The organism is Pseudomonas sp. NPDC089396, from assembly GCF_044749545.1.
GTDB lineage: Bacteria > Pseudomonadota > Gammaproteobacteria > Pseudomonadales > Pseudomonadaceae > Aquipseudomonas.
In genome coordinates, this window is the sequence record NZ_JBIVIC010000007.1 from 336048 (window position 1) to 352512 (window position 16465).

At 64.2% G+C, this 16465-nt stretch carries 16 protein-coding genes; 8 read left to right on the forward strand and 8 right to left on the reverse strand.

Annotation, left to right across the window (positions count from 1 at the left end; translation table 11 throughout):
• Positions 1-59 precede the first annotated feature (59 nt).
• From relA to ACIPZB_RS16010, 5 genes are all read right to left on the reverse strand, one after another.
• Positions 60-2300, reverse strand: coding sequence for a GTP diphosphokinase (gene relA, locus ACIPZB_RS15990; RefSeq protein WP_008092181.1), 2241 nt, complete (start codon positions 2298-2300; stop codon positions 60-62).
• A 96-nt stretch (positions 2301-2396) separates the two neighbouring features.
• The gene (gene rlmD, locus ACIPZB_RS15995) at positions 2397-3755 is read right to left on the reverse strand and encodes a 23S rRNA (uracil(1939)-C(5))-methyltransferase RlmD (protein ID WP_400641446.1); all 1359 of its coding nucleotides are present in this window, start codon (positions 3753-3755) and stop codon (positions 2397-2399) included.
• Positions 3756-4655 carry a cysteine synthase CysM gene (cysM, locus tag ACIPZB_RS16000; protein ID WP_400641448.1) on the reverse strand — a complete coding sequence of 300 codons (900 nt, stop codon included), beginning with the start codon at positions 4653-4655 and terminating at the stop codon, positions 3756-3758.
• A gap of 153 nt (positions 4656-4808) precedes the next feature.
• Positions 4809-6203, reverse strand: a complete 1395-nt coding sequence (locus tag ACIPZB_RS16005) for a histidine kinase sensor domain-containing protein (protein WP_400641450.1) — start codon at positions 6201-6203, stop codon at positions 4809-4811.
• 3 nt (positions 6204-6206) lie between these two features.
• A complete protein-coding gene (locus tag ACIPZB_RS16010; RefSeq protein ID WP_400641452.1) occupies positions 6207-6923 on the reverse strand; it encodes a response regulator transcription factor in 717 nt (238 codons plus the stop codon).
• Positions 6924-7118: 195 nt separating this feature from the next.
• Here ACIPZB_RS16010 and ACIPZB_RS16015 point away from each other — a divergent pair, with 195 nt between their 5' ends.
• The 4 genes from ACIPZB_RS16015 to ACIPZB_RS16030 all read left to right on the forward strand — a co-directional run bounded on the left by ACIPZB_RS16015 (position 7119) and on the right by ACIPZB_RS16030 (position 11898).
• Positions 7119-9878: a response regulator gene (locus tag ACIPZB_RS16015; protein ID WP_400641454.1), complete on the forward strand. Its 2760-nt coding sequence runs from the start codon at positions 7119-7121 to the stop codon at positions 9876-9878.
• A 160-nt stretch (positions 9879-10038) separates the two neighbouring features.
• Positions 10039-11028 carry a 2-hydroxyacid dehydrogenase gene (locus tag ACIPZB_RS16020; protein WP_400641456.1) on the forward strand — a complete coding sequence of 330 codons (990 nt, stop codon included), beginning with the start codon at positions 10039-10041 and terminating at the stop codon, positions 11026-11028.
• 31 nt (positions 11029-11059) lie between these two features.
• On the forward strand, positions 11060-11497 hold the full coding sequence (locus ACIPZB_RS16025) for a hypothetical protein (protein ID WP_008100690.1): 438 nt from the start codon (positions 11060-11062) through the stop codon (positions 11495-11497).
• Positions 11494-11898: an META domain-containing protein gene (locus tag ACIPZB_RS16030; RefSeq protein ID WP_400641459.1), complete on the forward strand. Its 405-nt coding sequence runs from the start codon at positions 11494-11496 to the stop codon at positions 11896-11898. Before ACIPZB_RS16025 ends, ACIPZB_RS16030 begins: the two co-directional genes overlap by 4 nt.
• Before the next feature lie 126 nt (positions 11899-12024).
• Here the strand turns inward: ACIPZB_RS16030 and ACIPZB_RS16035 are convergent, their stop codons facing one another.
• On the reverse strand, positions 12025-12489 hold the full coding sequence (locus ACIPZB_RS16035) for a TlpA disulfide reductase family protein (protein WP_400641461.1): 465 nt from the start codon (positions 12487-12489) through the stop codon (positions 12025-12027).
• A gap of 85 nt (positions 12490-12574) precedes the next feature.
• Here ACIPZB_RS16035 and arsC point away from each other — a divergent pair, with 85 nt between their 5' ends.
• From arsC to ACIPZB_RS16050, 3 genes are read left to right on the forward strand one after another with little or no spacing between them, the layout of a single operon-like run.
• Positions 12575-12928: an arsenate reductase (glutaredoxin) gene (gene arsC / locus ACIPZB_RS16040; protein WP_400641463.1), complete on the forward strand. Its 354-nt coding sequence runs from the start codon at positions 12575-12577 to the stop codon at positions 12926-12928.
• The gene (gene wrbA / locus ACIPZB_RS16045; protein ID WP_008100699.1) at positions 12925-13530 is read left to right on the forward strand and encodes an NAD(P)H:quinone oxidoreductase; all 606 of its coding nucleotides are present in this window, start codon (positions 12925-12927) and stop codon (positions 13528-13530) included. Before arsC ends, wrbA begins: the two co-directional genes overlap by 4 nt.
• Positions 13523-13936, forward strand: a complete 414-nt coding sequence (locus ACIPZB_RS16050) for a DUF2069 domain-containing protein (protein ID WP_400641465.1) — start codon at positions 13523-13525, stop codon at positions 13934-13936. Before wrbA ends, ACIPZB_RS16050 begins: the two co-directional genes overlap by 8 nt.
• A 116-nt stretch (positions 13937-14052) precedes the next feature.
• On the opposite strand, the gene ACIPZB_RS16055 is transcribed toward ACIPZB_RS16050, so the two are convergent.
• Together ACIPZB_RS16055 and ttcA are read right to left on the reverse strand one after the other, a co-directional pair.
• On the reverse strand, positions 14053-14724 hold the full coding sequence (locus tag ACIPZB_RS16055) for a DNA-3-methyladenine glycosylase I (RefSeq protein ID WP_400641467.1): 672 nt from the start codon (positions 14722-14724) through the stop codon (positions 14053-14055).
• Positions 14725-14728: 4 nt separating this feature from the next.
• Complete coding sequence (gene ttcA, locus ACIPZB_RS16060) at positions 14729-15553, reverse strand: tRNA 2-thiocytidine(32) synthetase TtcA (protein WP_008100705.1); 825 nt, start codon at positions 15551-15553, stop codon at positions 14729-14731.
• A gap of 264 nt (positions 15554-15817) precedes the next feature.
• Between ttcA and ACIPZB_RS16065 the strand changes: the two genes are divergently transcribed.
• Entirely contained in the window at positions 15818-16417 is a 600-nt protein-coding gene (locus tag ACIPZB_RS16065) for a Yip1 family protein (protein WP_400641469.1), read from the forward strand.
• The last annotated feature ends 48 nt before the right edge of the window (positions 16418-16465 follow it).

Sequence of the window (16465 nt, forward strand, 5' to 3'; positions counted from 1 at the left end):
ATTACCTGTGGGAGCCGGCTTGCCGGCGATGGGCCGCACAGCGGCCCCAGTGCACATTTTCAAGGGGTTCGATTACGCCGCGTCTCGATGATGTTCGGCAACTGCGAAATCCTGCCCAGCAGGCGCCCCAGCGCATCCAGGCCAGGAATCTCGATGGTCAGCGACATCAGCGCCGTGTTGTCTTCCTTGTTCGAGCGGGTGTTCACCGCCAGCACGTTGATCTTCTCGTTGAGCAGCACCTGCGACACGTCGCGCAGCAAGCCCGGCCGGTCGTAGGCACGGATGACGATATCGACCGGGTAGGTCTGTACCGGTATCGGCCCCCAGCTCACCTGGATCATCCGCTCCGGCTCACGCCCGGCCAGCTGCAGCACCGAGGCACAGTCCTGGCGGTGAATGCTCACGCCGCGACCCTGGGTGATGTAGCCGACGATGGCATCGCCCGGCAGCGGCTGGCAGCAGCCGGCCATCTGCGTCAGCAGGTTGCCCACGCCCTGGATCTGGATATCGCCACGCTTGCCGGTACGCGGCCCGGTAGGCTTGCGCGGCACCAGCTCGATCTGTTCGATGCGATCGGGTTCGAGCAACTGCTGAGCGGCGTTGACCAGGTGCGCCAAACGCAGGTCGCCGGCACCGAGCGAGGCGAACATGTCCTCGGCGGTCTTGACGTTGGTTTTCTCGGCCAGGCGCTCGAAGTCCACCTGGGGCAGGCCCAGACGGCTGAGTTCGCGTTCGAGCAGGGTCTTGCCGGCGGCGACGTTCTGGTCGCGCGCCTGCAGCTTGAACCAGTGGACGATCTTGGCCCGCGCCCGCGAGGTGGTGACATAGCCGAGGTTGGAGTTCAGCCAGTCGCGGCTCGGGTTGCCGTGCTTGCTGGTGATGATCTCCACCTGCTCGCCGGTCTGCAGGCTGTAGTTGAGCGGCACGATGCGCCCGTTGATCTTGGCGCCTCGGCAGTTGTGGCCGATCTCGGTGTGTACGCGGTAGGCGAAGTCCAGCGGGGTGGCGCCCTTGGGCAGGTCGATGGCATGGCCGTCCGGGGTGAATACATAGACCCGGTCCGGTTCGATATCGACCCGCAACTGCTCGGCCAGGCCACCGATGTCGCCCAGCTCTTCGTGCCATTCGAGCACCTGGCGCAGCCAGGAAATCTTCTCTTCGTAGTGGTTGGAGCTGGGCTTGACGTCGGTGCCCTTGTAACGCCAGTGGGCGCACACGCCGAGCTCGGCTTCCTCGTGCATGCCGTGGGTACGGATCTGCACTTCCAGCACCTTGCCCTCGGGGCCGATCACCGCCGTGTGCAGCGAGCGGTAGCCGTTTTCCTTGGGGTTGGCGATGTAGTCGTCGAATTCCTTGGGGATGTGGCGCCAGAGGGTGTGCACGATACCCAGCGCGGTGTAGCAGTCGCGCACCTCGGGCACCAGCACGCGCACCGCGCGCACGTCGTAGATCTGGCTGAACTCCAGGCCTTTGCGCTGCATCTTGCGCCAGATCGAATAGATGTGTTTCGCCCGGCCGCTGATATCGGCATTGACGCCAGTGGCCAGCAGTTCGTTCTGCAGCTGGTTCATCACATCGCTGATGAAGCGCTCGCGGTCCAGCCGGCGCTCATGCAGCAGCTTGGCGATCTGCTTGTACTGATCGGGTTCGAGGTAGCGGAAGGACAGATCCTCCAGCTCCCACTTGATATGACCGATCCCCAGGCGGTGGGCCAGCGGCGCATAGATGTCGAACACTTCGCGGGCCACACGCAGGCGCTTTTCGTCGTCGGCGGATTTCACCGCACGGATCGCGCAGGTGCGCTCGGCCAGCTTGATCAATGCCACGCGCACGTCGTCGACCATCGCCACGAGCATCTTGCGCAGGTTCTCGACCTGCGCCTGGGAGCCGAGCACCAGCGATTGGCGCGGGCTGAGGCTGGCGCTGATGGCGGCCATGCGCAGCACGCCGTCGATCAGCTTGGACACTACCGGGCCGAAACGCTGGCCGACTTCGGCCAGGGTCACCTTGCCTTCACGCACCGAACGATAGATGACCGCCGCCACCAGGGAGTCCTGGTCGAGCTTGAGGTCGGCGAGGATTTCGGCGATCTCAAGACCTGCCTGGAAACTGGAGGTACCATCGGCCCATGAATGCTTGGCCGGGTTGCCCTTCTTCTCGATTTCCTGGGCGAACTCGCAGGCCTCTTTGAGTGCCACGCGATCCAATGCCGAATCGACGCTCACCACATGATCCAGCCATGCTTCGAGATTGATACTGCCGTCGGTGTTGACCGGCTGGTGCACTCTCACCTGTACCATCTTTCTTTTACCTTTCCATACAGCGCACCCCATGGGTGCACTGGCTATCACCGTGCGACTCCCAGTCCATGGAAGCCGCACCAAGGGGCCAGTTCGCTAGCCCGCTTCGAATAACGCCATGGCTTCGACATGTGCCGTCTGAGGAAACATGTCGAGAATCCCGGCCCTTTTTAACCGGTACCCCTGGCCGACCAGCACCTGGGCGTCTCGCGCCAGCGTGGCCGGGTTGCACGATACGTAGACCAGCCGTCTGGCCTTGAGGCGGGCGATGCCTTGCACCACCTCGAACGCACCGTCGCGCGGTGGATCCAAGAGTACCGCAGAAAAGCCCTCGGCGGCCCATCCGGCGCCTGCCAAAGGCTGCGATAAATCGGCCTGAAAAAACCGTGCGTTATGCACATTGTTGTTTCGGGCATTGGCCGCGGCACGGTCGACCATGGCCTGTACACCTTCCACCGCCACCACTTCACGTGCCTGACGGGCCAGCGGCAAGGCGAAGTTGCCCAGGCCGCAGAACAGGTCCAGCACACGCTCGTCGGCCTGCGGCGCGAGCCAGGCCAGCGCCTGCTCTATCATCGCCGTGTTGACCTGGGCATTGACCTGGACGAAATCGCCCGGGCGCCATGCCAGCTCAAGCTGCCAGGGCTCCAGGGCAAAGCCCAGTTTCGCCTCGGCATCCACCGGCGCCGGCTCACCCTCGCCTTGCAACCACAGCTGCGCGTTGGCTTCGCTGCAGAATGCCTGCAGTCGCGAAAGGTCTTCCGCTGGCAATGGCGCCACATGGCGAACCAGTACAGCTTCGGCGGTGCCGCTGAACAACTCCACATGGCCGATCGACTGGGGCTTGCTCAGCGAGCGCAGCACGGTCGGTAAGTGACGAAGAATAGATTGCAAAGGCTGTACCAGCACTGCGCAGTCATCTATGGAGACAATTTCCTGACTGGCCTCGGCGCGAAAGCCTACATCCAGCTGGCGCGCTTTCACATCCCAGCGTACCGCTACCCGCGCCCGGCGCCGGTAGCCGAACTCCGGGCCGCTCAAGGGGGTAGCCCACTCTTCGGGCTGTACGCCGGCAACCCGCTGCAGCTGTTCGGCCAGGGTGCGCTGCTTGAGCGCCAGTTGGGCGTCGTGCGGCAGGTGCTGCAGGTTGCAGCCACCGCAGCGTTCGTAGTGACGGCACGGTGCCTGGCGGCGTTCGGGGCTGGCTTGCAATACCCGCTCCAGTCGCGCCTCGACCACCTTGCCGCGGGCATTGAGCACGCGTGCCTCGACCGCTTCACCGGCCAGGGCGCCACTGACGAACCAGGTGCGCCCATCAAGGAAGGCGATGCCGCGGCCGTCACCGGCCAGGCGCTCGATTTCCAGGCGCTGCTTCTTGCCCACGGGGACCTGGGGGGCACGGTTGCCGCCGGCCGGCTGGAAGCGCAGGCCGCTGTTGCTTTTCTTTCTGGACATTTAGCTCGGGTCGAACAGGCCGGTGGACAGGTAACGGTCGCCGCGGTCACAGATGATCGCAACCATCACCGCGTTTTCCACTTCTTGGGACAGGCGCAGCATGGCTGCCACCGCACCACCGGAAGACACGCCGCAGAAAATGCCCTCTTCGCGGGCAAGGCGGCGGGTGGTTTCCTCGGCCTCCTGCTGGGACATGTCGATCACGCGGTCGACGCGGGTGGCGTCGAAGATTTTCGGCAGGTACTCCTCGGGCCAGCGGCGGATGCCCGGGATCGCCGAACCTTCCATCGGTTGCAGGCCAACGATCTGCACCGCCGGGTTCTGCTCCTTGAGGTACTGCGAGCAGCCCATGATGGTACCGGTGGTGCCCATGGAGCTGACGAAATGGGTGATGGTGCCCTGGGTCTGCTGCCAGATCTCCGGGCCGGTGCTGGTGTAATGGGCGATCGGGTTGTCGCCGTTGGCGAACTGGTCGAGGACCAGGCCGCGGCCTTCGGCCTGCAGCTTCTCGGCCAGGTCGCGGGCGCCTTCCATGCCCTCTTCCTTGGTCACCAGAATCAGCTCGGCGCCGTAGGCGGTCATGGCAGCCTTGCGCTCGGCGGTGGAGTTGTCGGGCATGATCAGGATCATCTTGTAACCCTTGATCGCCGCCGCCATGGCCAAGGCGATGCCGGTGTTGCCGGAAGTGGCTTCGATCAGGGTATCGCCGGGCTTGATCTGGCCGCGCAATTCGGCGCGGGTGATCATCGACAGTGCCGGGCGGTCCTTCACGGAACCGGCGGGATTGTTACCTTCGAGCTTGAGCAGGAGAGTGTTGCTGGTTTCTCCAGCGATGCGCTGCAGGCGAACCAGGGGCGTATTGCCGACGCAATCGGCGATGGTTGGGTACTGCAAGGTCATGGTGTATTTCACAATCCGGACGGCAGGGGTGCCTATCATACCGGCAAACCCTTCGCCGCCATATCACGCAATCTGTGGTAGGTATAGCTACAAGCTATATGGCCTTGTGTTGTCCATGTGGGCCCTATCGCCGGCAAGCCGGCTCCTACAGGGTTAGTGCTGTACCTGTGGGAGCCGGCTTGCCGGCGATGGGGCCTGTGCAGCCGGCACATGAACCGGCAGGCGCATGCACAAGCGCAGCCCGCGCTTGCCATTCTCGGCCCACAAGGTACCGCCCTGACGCTGGATCGCGCTGCGGGCAATGCTCAACCCCAGACCGAACCCACCATCCCCCGGGCGCGAGCCGTCGAGGCGGGAAAACGGCGCGAAGATCCGCTCCAGGTCGCCCTCGGCCACGCCACCGCCCTCATCTCCCAGCCACAAGCGCCAATAGCTCCCCTCGCGCTGCCCGCCCAAACGCACCAGGCCGTTTTCCGGCGAATGGCGGATGGCATTGCGCAGCATGTTTTCGACGGCCTGGGCCAGGTGGTTGAGGTTGCCCTGCACCCAGCAATGGGCCGGCAGTTCGCAACGCAGGCGCTCAGGCGACCAACCGCTTTCATAACAGGCATCCTCGACCAACAGCTCCCACAACGCCTGCACCTGGATCGGCTCAAGGTTCATCGGTGCCCGTTCGGCGTCCTGCCAGGCCAGCTGCAGCGTGTCCTCGACCAGCTGCTGCATGCAATCCACCTCACGACCCAGCCGCTCGCGCAGGCGCTCAAGGTCGGTTTCACCGTCACAGGCCACGCGCAACCGGCTCAGTGGCGTGCGCATCTCGTGGGACAAATCGCGCAGCAGCTGCTGCTGCATGACCACCGTACCCTGCAGCCGCTCGGCCATCTGGTCGAAGGCACGGGCCAGTTCACCCAGCTCGTCATGCCGGGCGATGGTGCGTGAGTCCAGACGTGCCGAGAGCTGGTCGGCGCGCCAGGCGTTGGCCTGCTCGCGCAGCTGGTTGAGCGGCACGATCAGCATGCGGTACAGGCCGACGCACAGCAGCAAGGTGAACAGGCCAGGAATGATGCCGTTGGTGACGACACGCCAGGCCATCTGGTACTGACCGGGGGTGAAACGTGTCGGCAACTCGATCACCAGCATGCCTTGCGCCGGCGCCCCAGGGAACGGAATGCGCAGCCAGGGCTGGTCGGTGCTGCGCCGGCTCATGGGCCAGTCGACGCCGCGCAGGCGAGTCAGGCGTTGCATGATCTCCGGACCCAGGGTGGTACTGTTCAAGGGCCGCAGTTGGCTGTCGAGCACGCCGAGCCAGCCCTGCTCGCGCTGCTGCATCGCCGCGACCCATTGGTCCAGAGCGGCCTGTCCGCCACTGCGCCAGGCCTGCTCGGCCTCGCTGGCATAGCCGCGCAGCACCTGGCGGGCGGGCTCGTCGAGAAAGGCGTTCTGGGTTTCCATGTGGCGGCCCCAGGTGTAGCTCAGGCCGATCATAAGGAGGCAGAAGCCCACCAGCAGGATAGCCAGCTTCCAGAACAGCGAATGACGGTCGAGCATCGCTCACTCCGCCTCGCCGACACTGAGCACGTAGCCCTTGCCCCAGACGGTACGGATCTGCCGCTCGTGGTAGCCGATACCCTTGAGTTTGCGGCGAATCTGGCTGACATGCATGTCCAGACTGCGGTCATGCCGCGAATAGCCGCGCTGCAGCACCTGCTGATAAAGGAAGGGTTTGCTCAGCACCTCGTCGAAGTTGCGATTGAGGATGTCGAACAGACGGTACTCGCTGGGGGTGAGGCCCGCATGCTGGCCGCCCAGGCTGACATCGCACAGGCCATCGTCGAAGCGAAGCTCGCCCGTGGCGAGTTCCTGCGCTGGCTGGTGGCGACGTTCGAGGGCGACGCGGCGCAGGATCGCCTCGATGCGCACCTTCAACTCGGCCATGCTGAAAGGCTTGGGGAGATAGTCGTCGGCCCCTCGCTGGAAGCCACAGATACGATCGGCTTCAGCGCCCAGCGCCGACATCAGGATCACCGGCGTGGCGCTGCGCCGACGCAACTGAGCCAAGGCGTCCAGGCCGTTCAGCCCCGGCAGGAGGATATCCAGCAGTACCACGTCGAAGGCCTGCCGACTGGCCGTTTCCAAACCTTCGAGCCCGTTACGGCACCAGGTCACCTGAAAACCACCACGCTGCAATTCCTCATGCAGGTAGGCGCCCAGGACCGGGTCGTCCTCGATGGCCAGGATGCTGGAGGAGTGAATAGCTACGGGATTCATTGGCAACTGCCATGCATTCTCAATTGCGTGCAATTATTGAGCATGCTACCGATCTAGGCAACCGCCCCGCGACCAATGCGGTGACAGGCCAGCGAAAACATCGCAAAGAGGTGCATTCATGCGGCAGGCAGAGTAACTTTCCGCTTTGGCTCGCGGCTCCGGCCGCGGCGTACAGGCAGATGACAGGAGGCTGGTGTGCTCGATCGTTTGGGAATCCGCAGCCGGGTTCTGCTACTGGCACTGTTACCGGCCAGCCTGATGGCCTTGGTGCTGGGCTGCTACTTCACCTGGTTGCAGCAAAATGAGTTGCGCACCCAACTGCTGCAGCGCGGCAAGATGATCGCCGAGCAACTGGCTCCGCTGGCCGCCCCTGCCCTGGCCCGACAGACGCCCGCGCAGCTTGAGCGCATCGCTGCGCAAACCCTGGAACAGACCGATGTGCGCGCCGTGGCGTTCCTTGCCCCGGACCGTAGCCGCCTGGCCCATGCCGGCCCCAGCATGATCAACCAGGCGCCCAGCGGCGGCACCGGCACTCAGCTGTTGCGGCGCAGCGGCAACGACGCCACCCGCTACTTGATGCCGGTGTTCGGTCATCACCGTGACCTGGCTACCGATGCTGTCCCAGCCGAAGCCGAGCGTCTGCTGGGCTGGGTCGAAATTGAACTGTCCCACGACGGCACACTGCTGCGTGGCTACCGCAATCTGTTCACTACCGTGCTGCTGATCCTGGCCTGCCTTGGCCTCAGTGGCCTGCTGGCGATGCGCATGAGCCGCACCATCAATGACCCGATCGCGCGCATCAAGCATGCGGTCAACCAGCTCAAGGACGGCCATCTCGAAGAGCGCCTGCCTGCCATGGGCAGCCACGAGCTGGACGAACTGGCACGCGGTATCAACCGCATGGCCGAGACCCTGCACAGCGCCCACGAAGAACTGCAGCACAGCATCGACCAGGCCACCGAGGACGTGCGCCAGAACCTGGAAACCATCGAAATCCAGAACATCGAGCTGGACATGGCGCGCAAGGAGGCCCTGGAGGCCAGCCGTATCAAGTCGGAGTTCCTGGCCAACATGAGCCACGAGATCCGCACGCCGCTCAACGGCATTCTCGGGTTCACCCACTTGCTGCAGAAAAGCGAGCTGACCCCGCGCCAGCTGGATTACCTGAGCACCATCGAAAAGTCCGCCGACAACCTGCTGGGGATCATCAACGAGATCCTCGACTTCTCCAAGATCGAGGCCGGCAAACTGGTGCTCGACAGCATTCCGTTCAACCTGCGCGACCTGATCCAGGACACCCTGACCATCCTCGCCCCCGCCGCCCACGCCAAGCAGCTCGAACTGCTCAGCCTGATCTACCGCGACACGCCGTCGTCGCTGGTCGGTGACCCGTTGCGGCTCAAGCAGATCCTCACCAACCTGGTGAGCAACGCGATCAAGTTCACCCGCGAAGGCACCATCGTCGTACGGGCCATGCTCGAAGACGAACACGAAGACAGCGCGCAACTGCGCATCAGCGTGCAGGACACCGGTATCGGCCTGTCGCCGCAGGACGTGCGCACGCTGTTCCAGGCATTCAGCCAGGCGGACAACTCGCTGGCCCGGCAACCGGGCGGCACCGGCCTGGGCCTGGTGATCTCCAAGCGCCTGATCGAACAGATGGGTGGCGAGATCGGGGTCGACAGCACGCCGGGCGAAGGCTCGCAGTTCTGGATCAGCCTGAGCCTGCCCAAGGCCCACGACGACATGGAGGAACAACCGCTGCAACCGCTGCTGGGCCGTCGCGCGGCAATCGTCGATGGCCATGAGCTGGCCCGCCAGGCCCTCGAACACCAGTTGGAGGACTGTGGCCTTAGCGTAAGCCTGTTCGCCTCCTACGATCATCTGCTGCAGGGTGTGCAGGCTGCGCACCAGGCCGGCCTGCCGTTCGAGTTCGCCGTGCTGGGCGCCAACCTGGGCAGTTTGTCGCCTGAGCAACTGGGCCACTACCACCAGCAATTGGAACGCTTCCAATGCCTGTGCGTGGTGCTGTGCCCGACCACTGAACAGGCGCTTTACCACCCGTTCCTGCCCAATGGCCACGGTCAATTGCTGTCCAAGCCGACCTGCACGCGCAAGCTGCGCCGCCTGCTACTGGAGCTGCTGCAGCCGCGTCGCCCGTTCGCCGAAGCGAACGCGGGCAACCGCGGCCAGCGCCGGGCAAAGATCCTCTGCGTCGACGACAATCCCGCCAACCTGCTGCTGGTGCAGACCCTGCTCGAAGACCTGGGGGCCGATGTGCTGGCGGTCGACAACGGTCAGGCCGCACTGCAGGCGGTGCAGAGCGAAACCTTCGACCTGGTGCTGATGGACGTACAGATGCCCGGCATGGATGGGCGTGCCTGCACCGAGCAGATCCGCCTGTGGGAAAACACCCAGAGTGGCAGCCCGCTGCCGGTCGTCGCCCTCACCGCCCACGCCATGGCCAACGAAAAGCGCGCCTTGCTGCACAGCGGCATGGACGACTACCTGACCAAACCGATCAGCGAACGCCAGCTGGTCCAGGTCGTGATGAAGTGGACCGGGTTGAGCCTGGGCGCCGCGCCCTTGGAGCGCCTGGATGAGCCGCAGGCCGATAGCCGTGACCTGCGCGTGCTCGACCCTGACGAAGGCCTGCGCCTGGCAGCCGGCAAGCCGGACCTGGCCGCCGACATGCTGGCCATGCTGCTGGCATCGCTGGACAGTGACCGCGAAGCGATCCGCGCCGCGCGCGAGGCCGAGGACCACACCGCGCTGATCGAGCAGGTGCATCGACTCAACGGGGCGTCGCGTTATTGCGGCGTGCCGCAGCTGCGCGCGGCGTGCCAACGCAGTGAGACTTTGCTCAAGCAGAATCATCCGCAGGCGCAGCAAGCACTGGATGAGCTGGACGGGGCGATCTGCCGGCTGGCGGCGCAGGCGCGGCTCAGCGCCTGAACTCAGGGGCCCTATCGCCGGCAAGCCGGCTCCCACCCTGTCCGCGTTGCCACCGACGCCTGTGGGAGCCGGCTTGCCGGCGATAGGGTCGGTGCAGATCAACACTTCTGCCCTGGCAGCTGGCTACAATCCCCACTACCTCGAAATAGGAAGCCCGACCATGCGCGCCCTGTTGTTCAGCAGCCAGCACTACGACCAGGAAAGCTTCACCCAGGCCAGCCAAAACCTGCCCCTGGAGCTGCACTTCCAGCCCGCCCGCCTGACCCTCGACACCGCCGCCCTGGCCCAGGGCTTCGAAGTGGTGTGCGCCTTCATCAACGACGAACTCGACGCCCAGGTCCTGCAGCGTCTGGCCGCCGGCGGCACGCGCCTGATCGCCCTGCGCTCGGCCGGCTACAACCATGTCGACCTGGCCGCCGCCCAGCGCCTGGGCCTGGCGGTGGTGCGTGTGCCGGCCTACTCGCCGCATGCGGTGGCCGAACACGCCGTCGCGCTGATCCTGGCACTGAATCGCCGCCTGCACCGTGCCTACAACCGCACCCGCGAAGGCGATTTCACCCTGCATGGCCTGACCGGCTTCGACCTGCACGGCAAGACCGTCGGCGTGGTCGGCACCGGCCAGATCGGCGTTGCTTTCGCCCGCATCATGGCCGGTTTTGGCTGCCAACTGCTGGCCTACGACCCCTACCCCAACCCCGAGCTGCTGGCGCTGGGGGCCCGCTACCTGGAGCTGCCCGAACTGCTGCGCGAGGCGCGAATCATCAGCCTGCACTGCCCGTTGACCGAGCACACCAAACACCTGATCAACACCCAGAGCCTGGCCCAGCTGCAGCCCGGCGCCATGCTGATCAACACCGGCCGTGGCGCGCTGGTGGACACGCCGGCACTGATCGATGCACTGAAAAGCGGCCAGCTCGGCTACCTGGGCCTGGACGTCTATGAAGAGGAAGCACAGCTGTTCTTCGAGGACCGCTCGGACCTGCCGCTGCAGGACGATGTGCTGGCGCGCCTACTGACCTTCCCCAACGTGATCGTCACCGCACACCAGGCCTTCCTGACCCGCGAAGCCCTGGACGCCATTGCCGCGACCACGCTGGACAACATCATCCGCTGGGCGGCTGGCAAACCGCAGAATCAGGTCACAGGTTAATGCTAGGATACGCGGCATTTCTGGAGGACCCATGGTCGAGCACGATTTCCGCTACACCCTTTTCAACCCGCAACACACCCTGATCGAATGCCGCGCCCTGGTACCTGGCCGTTACCAGGTGACCGGCAACGGTGGTTCGATGCACAAAGGCGACACCCTGCTGGTCACCCTCAAGGGCAGCAAGGACCTGGCCATGCGCCTGACCGTGGAAAGCGTGCGTCACCTGATCAACCCGCGCGGCCAGTGGGTTGCCGTGGCCAGCGGCCCGGTATTCAACGAGCTGGAGATCCTCACCTGGCAGGTCGAGTGCGACAGCTGCGACGCGGTGCTGGACTTCGAGTTCGCCGTGGACGCCAAGCTGGGCAAGAAAGCCCGTCAGCCGGCCGCCACCGCGCGCGTCACCGAGCTGGGCTGGGCCAGCCGTGGCGACAAGCACCTGTGCCCGAAATGCCAGGAGAGCGCCGCGTGAAGAATGTGCTGACCGGCGTGCTGGTTGCCAGCGGCCTGCTTGGCTGCGCCGCCGAACCGTCGAAGCTGCAGCAGGAACGCAGCTATGTGCTGGAGTGGATCGGTGAACGTCCGCTGATCGACTACAGCCACCTGACCCTGACCCTGGCCAGCGATGGCCGCGCCTATGGCAATGCCGGCTGCAACCATTGGTTCGCGCCGTATACCCTGGACGGCGAGCACCTGAGCTTTGGCAAGGTCGGCAAGACCCGCAAGCTTTGCGCACCGGCGTTGATGGAGCAGGAAAAGCGCTTTTTGCAGGCGCTGGAGACGGTGCAGCGTTGGGATGTGTCGCCGGTCGAGCAGATGCGGTTCTGGCCGGCTGCGGGGAAGCCTTTGCGCTTCTGGCCTGAGGAAGGCTGATTCTCTGTTGGCTGTACCGGCCCTATCGCCGGCAAGCCGGCTCCCACAGGAGCCCCACAGGGCTGAAGAACTGCGGGGTACCTGTGGGAGCCGGCTTGCCGGCGATGAGGCCGGTACAGACCTGCATCAAGCGCCTTTCAACGCCTTGATCTTGGCCTGCAGCCCTTCCAGGGTCTGTTCGCCCAGCAACTGCTCGCGCACCTTGCCCTTGTCATCGATGATGTAGGTCACCGGCAGCGCCTCGCTACGCGGCAGGTCATAACGCTCGGCCGGATCCTGGGCCAGCACGGTGAAGCCAATGCCCAGGGTATCGGTCGCCTGTTTCAATTCCTGCCCCTGCAAGCCGTCGAAGTTCACCCCGACCACCTTGATACCGTCGGCCGCCCACAGCTTGGCCGCCGTGTTCAGTTCTGGAATCTCGGTACGGCACGGGCCGCACCATTCGGCCCAGTAGTTGAGCACCAGCCAGTGCCCGTCGAGCTGCTCGGCCTTTACCGTATTACCGTGTTGGTCCACGCCGTAGTCGGCACCGCAACCACCGAGCAACAGGCTCGCGGTGATGGCCAGTACTGCTGCCAAACGCCTTGCCATGGGTCAATCCTTCTCAAGTTTTCGAGCAAATGGGTCAGTCGCTGCGGTTAGAATAGCCGCCACACCCAGCTGGATGCGACCCGACATGACTGACCTGACGCTCTATCATAACCCGCGCTGCTCGAAATCCCGCGGCGCGCTGGAACTGCTCGAACAACGGGGCCTGGCACCGACCATCGTACGTTACCTGGAAACCCCGCCAGACGCTGCCACCCTCAAGGCCCTGCTCGGCAAGCTGGGCATCGCCCCGCGCCAGCTGCTGCGTACCGGCGAAGACGAATACAAAGCGCTCGACCTGGCCAACCCGGCCCTGAGCGACGCGCAACTGATCGACGCCATGACCCAGCACCCCAAGCTGATCGAACGGCCGATCCTGATCGCCGGTGACAAGGCGGTGATCGGTCGCCCACCGGAGAAGGTGCTGGAGATTCTGCCGTGAGTGCGCCGTTTATCCTGGTGTTGTATTACAGCCGCCACGGCTCGACCAGCGAGATGGCCCGGCACATTGCCCGCGGCATCGAGCTGGCCGGCATGGAGGCACGCCTGCGCACGGTGCCGGCGATTTCCACCGAATGCGAAGCCGTCGCCCCGGACATTCCGGCCAGCGGCGCGCTGTACGCCACCCTCGACGACCTGCGCCACTGCGCAGGCCTGGTGCTGGGCAGCCCGACCCGCTTTGGCAACATGGCTGCGCCGTTGAAATATTTCCTCGATGGTACCAGCAGCCTGTGGCTGGGAGGCGAACTGGTCGGCAAGCCCGCCGCCGTGTTCACCTCCACCGCCAGCCTGCACGGCGGCCAGGAAACCACCCTGCTGTCGATGATGCTGCCGCTGATGCACCACGGCATGCTGGTGATGGGCCTGCCCTACAGCGAATCGGCACTGCTGGAAACCCGCGGTGGCGGTACGCCTTACGGCGCCAGCCACCATGCCGGTGCCGATGGCAAGCGTGAACTCGATCAGCACGAGATCACCCTGTGCCGCGCCCTTGGCCAACGCCTGGCGACCACGGCCAAGGCACTGGAGGCCGCGCGTGGCTAGAAAGCCCAAGGTGTTGCCGTCGCTGGCATGGCTGGCACCGCGTGTGCGCCTGACGCGGGCGCTGAGCCTGGCCTTCTTTTTTGGCCTGATCGCCTTGTTGGTGGTGAACAACCTGTGGTTCGCCAACCTGCATGGGGCCCGGGTCGGGGTGATTCTGGCGATCGAGCTGCTGCCGCTGCTGTTGCTGGTGCCGGGCATGCTGATGGGCAGTGCCCGGGCGCATGCCTGGACCTGCTTTGTGGTGAATATCTATTTCATCAAGGGCGTGCTGGCGGCGTTCGATCCGGCGCGGGCGGTGTTTGGCTGGGTTGAGGTGCTGGTAAGCCTGGGGTTGTTTGTCAGTGGGCTGCTGTTTGTGCGCTGGAAGTTTCAGCAGGAGCGGCGCTTGGCGGGCGAAGGGAGTTGAAGTCTGGGGCTGCTTTGCAGCCCTTTCGCGACACAAGGCCGCTCCTACAGGGTAATGCGTATCTCTGTAGGAGCGGCCTTGTGTCGCGAAAGGGCCGCAAAGCGGCCCCGACGGTCTCAATGGTTGACGGTATGCGCCAGCATCACCGACAGCTGACACAGCGGCCGCCCGCTCTCTTCATGCCACTGGTTGAACGCTTGCTGCACCAGCGCCAGATCCCGCTGGCTGGTCGGCGCCTTGTCGATGATCTTCTGCGCAATCAGCGCAGCCGCCATGTCATCGGTAGGGATGAACGTGTCCTTGCCAACCATGCGCAGGAAGCGCGGCGCCGACAGCCCGCCCATCTGGTTGCCCTGCTTGGCCAGGTACTTCCACAAGCCGACGATATCGGTCACCGGCCAGTCGGCGATGAACGCGCCGAAACTGCCCTTCTCCTTCGCCACGTCGAGGATCATCTGCGCATTGCGCGGCACGCTCTTGAGCTTGCCGAGATGTCGGATGATGCGCTCGTCGTGCATCATCCGTTCCAGGTGCTCAGCCCCCATCAGCACCACTTTCTCCGGGTCGAAGCCGAAGAACACCTGCTCGAACGCCGGCCACTTGGCGTCCACCAGGCTGTGCTTGAGACCCGCGCGGAACACGCGCAGGGCCAAGGTCGACAGGTAGCGGTCATCGTTGATATCGCGCAGCTGCGCTGGCGTACGCGGCTGCGGCAGGAAGGCTTCCAGGGCCTGGGCCGAGCCGAAGCGGTTCAGGCAGTATTCGTGCAGCCACTGGTAATCGCGCATGGGCTCAGATGTTCAGCACATCGAGGAAGCGTGGGGTGGCGCTCTCGTCGATCTTCAGGCTGGTGAAATCGAACAGGTTGCGGTCGGCCAGCTGCGACGGGGCAACGTTCTGCAGGGCGCGGAAGATGCTCTCGGTACGGCCCGGGTGCTTGCGCTCCCACTCCACCAGCATGTCCTTGACCACCTGGCGCTGCAGGTTCTCCTGGGAACCGCACAGGTTGCACGGAATGATCGGGAATTCCTTCATGTCCGAGTAGGCCTGGATGTCTTTCTCGTTGCAGTAGGCCAGCGGGCGGATCACCACGTTGCGCCCGTCATCGGCGCGCAGCTTCGGCGGCATGCCCTTGAGCGCGCCGTTGAAGAACATGTTGAGGAAGAAGGTTTCGACGATGTCGTCGCGGTGGTGTCCCAGGGCCATCTTGGTCGCCCCGATCTCGTCGGCGAAGGTGTACAAGGTGCCACGGCGCAGGCGCGAGCACAGCGAGCAGGTGGTCTTGCCCTCGGGCACCAGCTCCTTGACCACCGAGTAGGTATCTTTCTCGACGATGTGGTACTCGACGCCCAGTTCCTTGAGGTAGGCCGGCAGCACATGCTCGGGGAAGCCCGGCTGCTTCTGGTCCATGTTCACCGCGACGATCTCGAACGTGATCGGTGCCACCTTCTGCAGGTGCAACAGAACGTCGAGCATGGTGTAGCTGTCCTTGCCGCCAGACAGGCAGACCATGACCTTGTCGCCATCCTCGATCATGTTGTAGTCAGTGATGGCTTCGCCAGCGAGGCGACGCAGGCGTTTTTGCAGTTTGTTCTGGTTGACCGAGAGGGTGCCCATAGCGCTTGAATCCGCGAGGTGTGACAAAAGGCGGCTATTTTACGCACAAACCTGACGCGGCTGTAGGGCTAACCGATAAAGACTTCAATGTAATCAGCAGCACTACCGACAGCGCAATTTGCTCTAAAAAGCCGGTTTTATGCTGACAACGGCTTCCTATACTGCGACATAAGGCCACATTACCGCTTGCATCGGTTGTCTTGGCCTCGGGCCGCTTGCGCTCCACCTGGGGGGCGGTTGGCAACATAGAGAGGAGTGACCGGCATGATTCATCACGTTGTGGGGCTTTTTACCCATCCTGATCAGGAATGGCGCGAGATTCGCGGGGAAGAAGAAAGCATCAGCCACATGTACCTGACACACACGCTGATCCTGGCGGCGATTCCCGCCATTTCGGCCTTCATCGGCACCACCCAGGTCGGCTGGGTGATCGGTGGCCGTCCGGCGGTCATGTTGACCCTGGAAAGCGCGCTATGGATGAGCATCATGTCCTACCTGGCGATGCTCGCCGGAGTAGCGGTGATGGGCGCGTTCATTCACTGGATGGCCCGCACCTACGATGCCAACCCGTCCCTGGCCCAGTGCATCGCGTTTGCCACCTACACCGCCACCCCACTGTTCATCGGCGGCCTGGTGGCGCTCTACCCGCACCTGTGGCTGGGCATGATGGTGGGCACCGCCGCCATCTGCTACACCGTGTACCTGCTCTATGTCGGCTTGCCGACGTTCATGAACATTCCATCGGATGAAGGCTTCCTGTTCTCCAGCTCGGTACTGGCAGTGGGCCTGGTGGTACTGGTGGCGATCATGGCTGCTACCGTGATCATCTGGGGCCTGGGCGTAGGGCCCGTCTATACCAACTAGATCCAACCAACACTGGGGCATCAAGCCAGGGGCCGCCGCAAGGCGGCC

What these genes read in the sequence shown, in the direction of transcription:
- relA (WP_008092181.1), bottom strand. Translation starts at nt 2,300, where the DNA reads ATGGTACAGGTGAGAGTGCACCAGCCGGTCAACACCGACGGCAGTATC.
- rlmD (WP_400641446.1), bottom strand. Translation starts at nt 3,755, where the DNA reads ATGTCCAGAAAGAAAAGCAACAGCGGCCTGCGCTTCCAGCCGGCCGGC.
- cysM (WP_400641448.1), bottom strand. Translation starts at nt 4,655, where the DNA reads ATGACCTTGCAGTACCCAACCATCGCCGATTGCGTCGGCAATACGCCC.
- ACIPZB_RS16005 (WP_400641450.1), bottom strand. Translation starts at nt 6,203, where the DNA reads ATGCTCGACCGTCATTCGCTGTTCTGGAAGCTGGCTATCCTGCTGGTG.
- ACIPZB_RS16010 (WP_400641452.1), bottom strand. Translation starts at nt 6,923, where the DNA reads ATGAATCCCGTAGCTATTCACTCCTCCAGCATCCTGGCCATCGAGGAC.
- ACIPZB_RS16020 (WP_400641456.1), top strand. Translation starts at nt 10,039, where the DNA reads ATGCGCGCCCTGTTGTTCAGCAGCCAGCACTACGACCAGGAAAGCTTC.
- ACIPZB_RS16025 (WP_008100690.1), top strand. Translation starts at nt 11,060, where the DNA reads ATGGTCGAGCACGATTTCCGCTACACCCTTTTCAACCCGCAACACACC.
- ACIPZB_RS16035 (WP_400641461.1), bottom strand. Translation starts at nt 12,489, where the DNA reads ATGGCAAGGCGTTTGGCAGCAGTACTGGCCATCACCGCGAGCCTGTTG.
- arsC (WP_400641463.1), top strand. Translation starts at nt 12,575, where the DNA reads ATGACTGACCTGACGCTCTATCATAACCCGCGCTGCTCGAAATCCCGC.
- ACIPZB_RS16055 (WP_400641467.1), bottom strand. Translation starts at nt 14,724, where the DNA reads ATGCGCGATTACCAGTGGCTGCACGAATACTGCCTGAACCGCTTCGGC.
- ttcA (WP_008100705.1), bottom strand. Translation starts at nt 15,553, where the DNA reads ATGGGCACCCTCTCGGTCAACCAGAACAAACTGCAAAAACGCCTGCGT.
- ACIPZB_RS16065 (WP_400641469.1), top strand. Translation starts at nt 15,818, where the DNA reads ATGATTCATCACGTTGTGGGGCTTTTTACCCATCCTGATCAGGAATGG.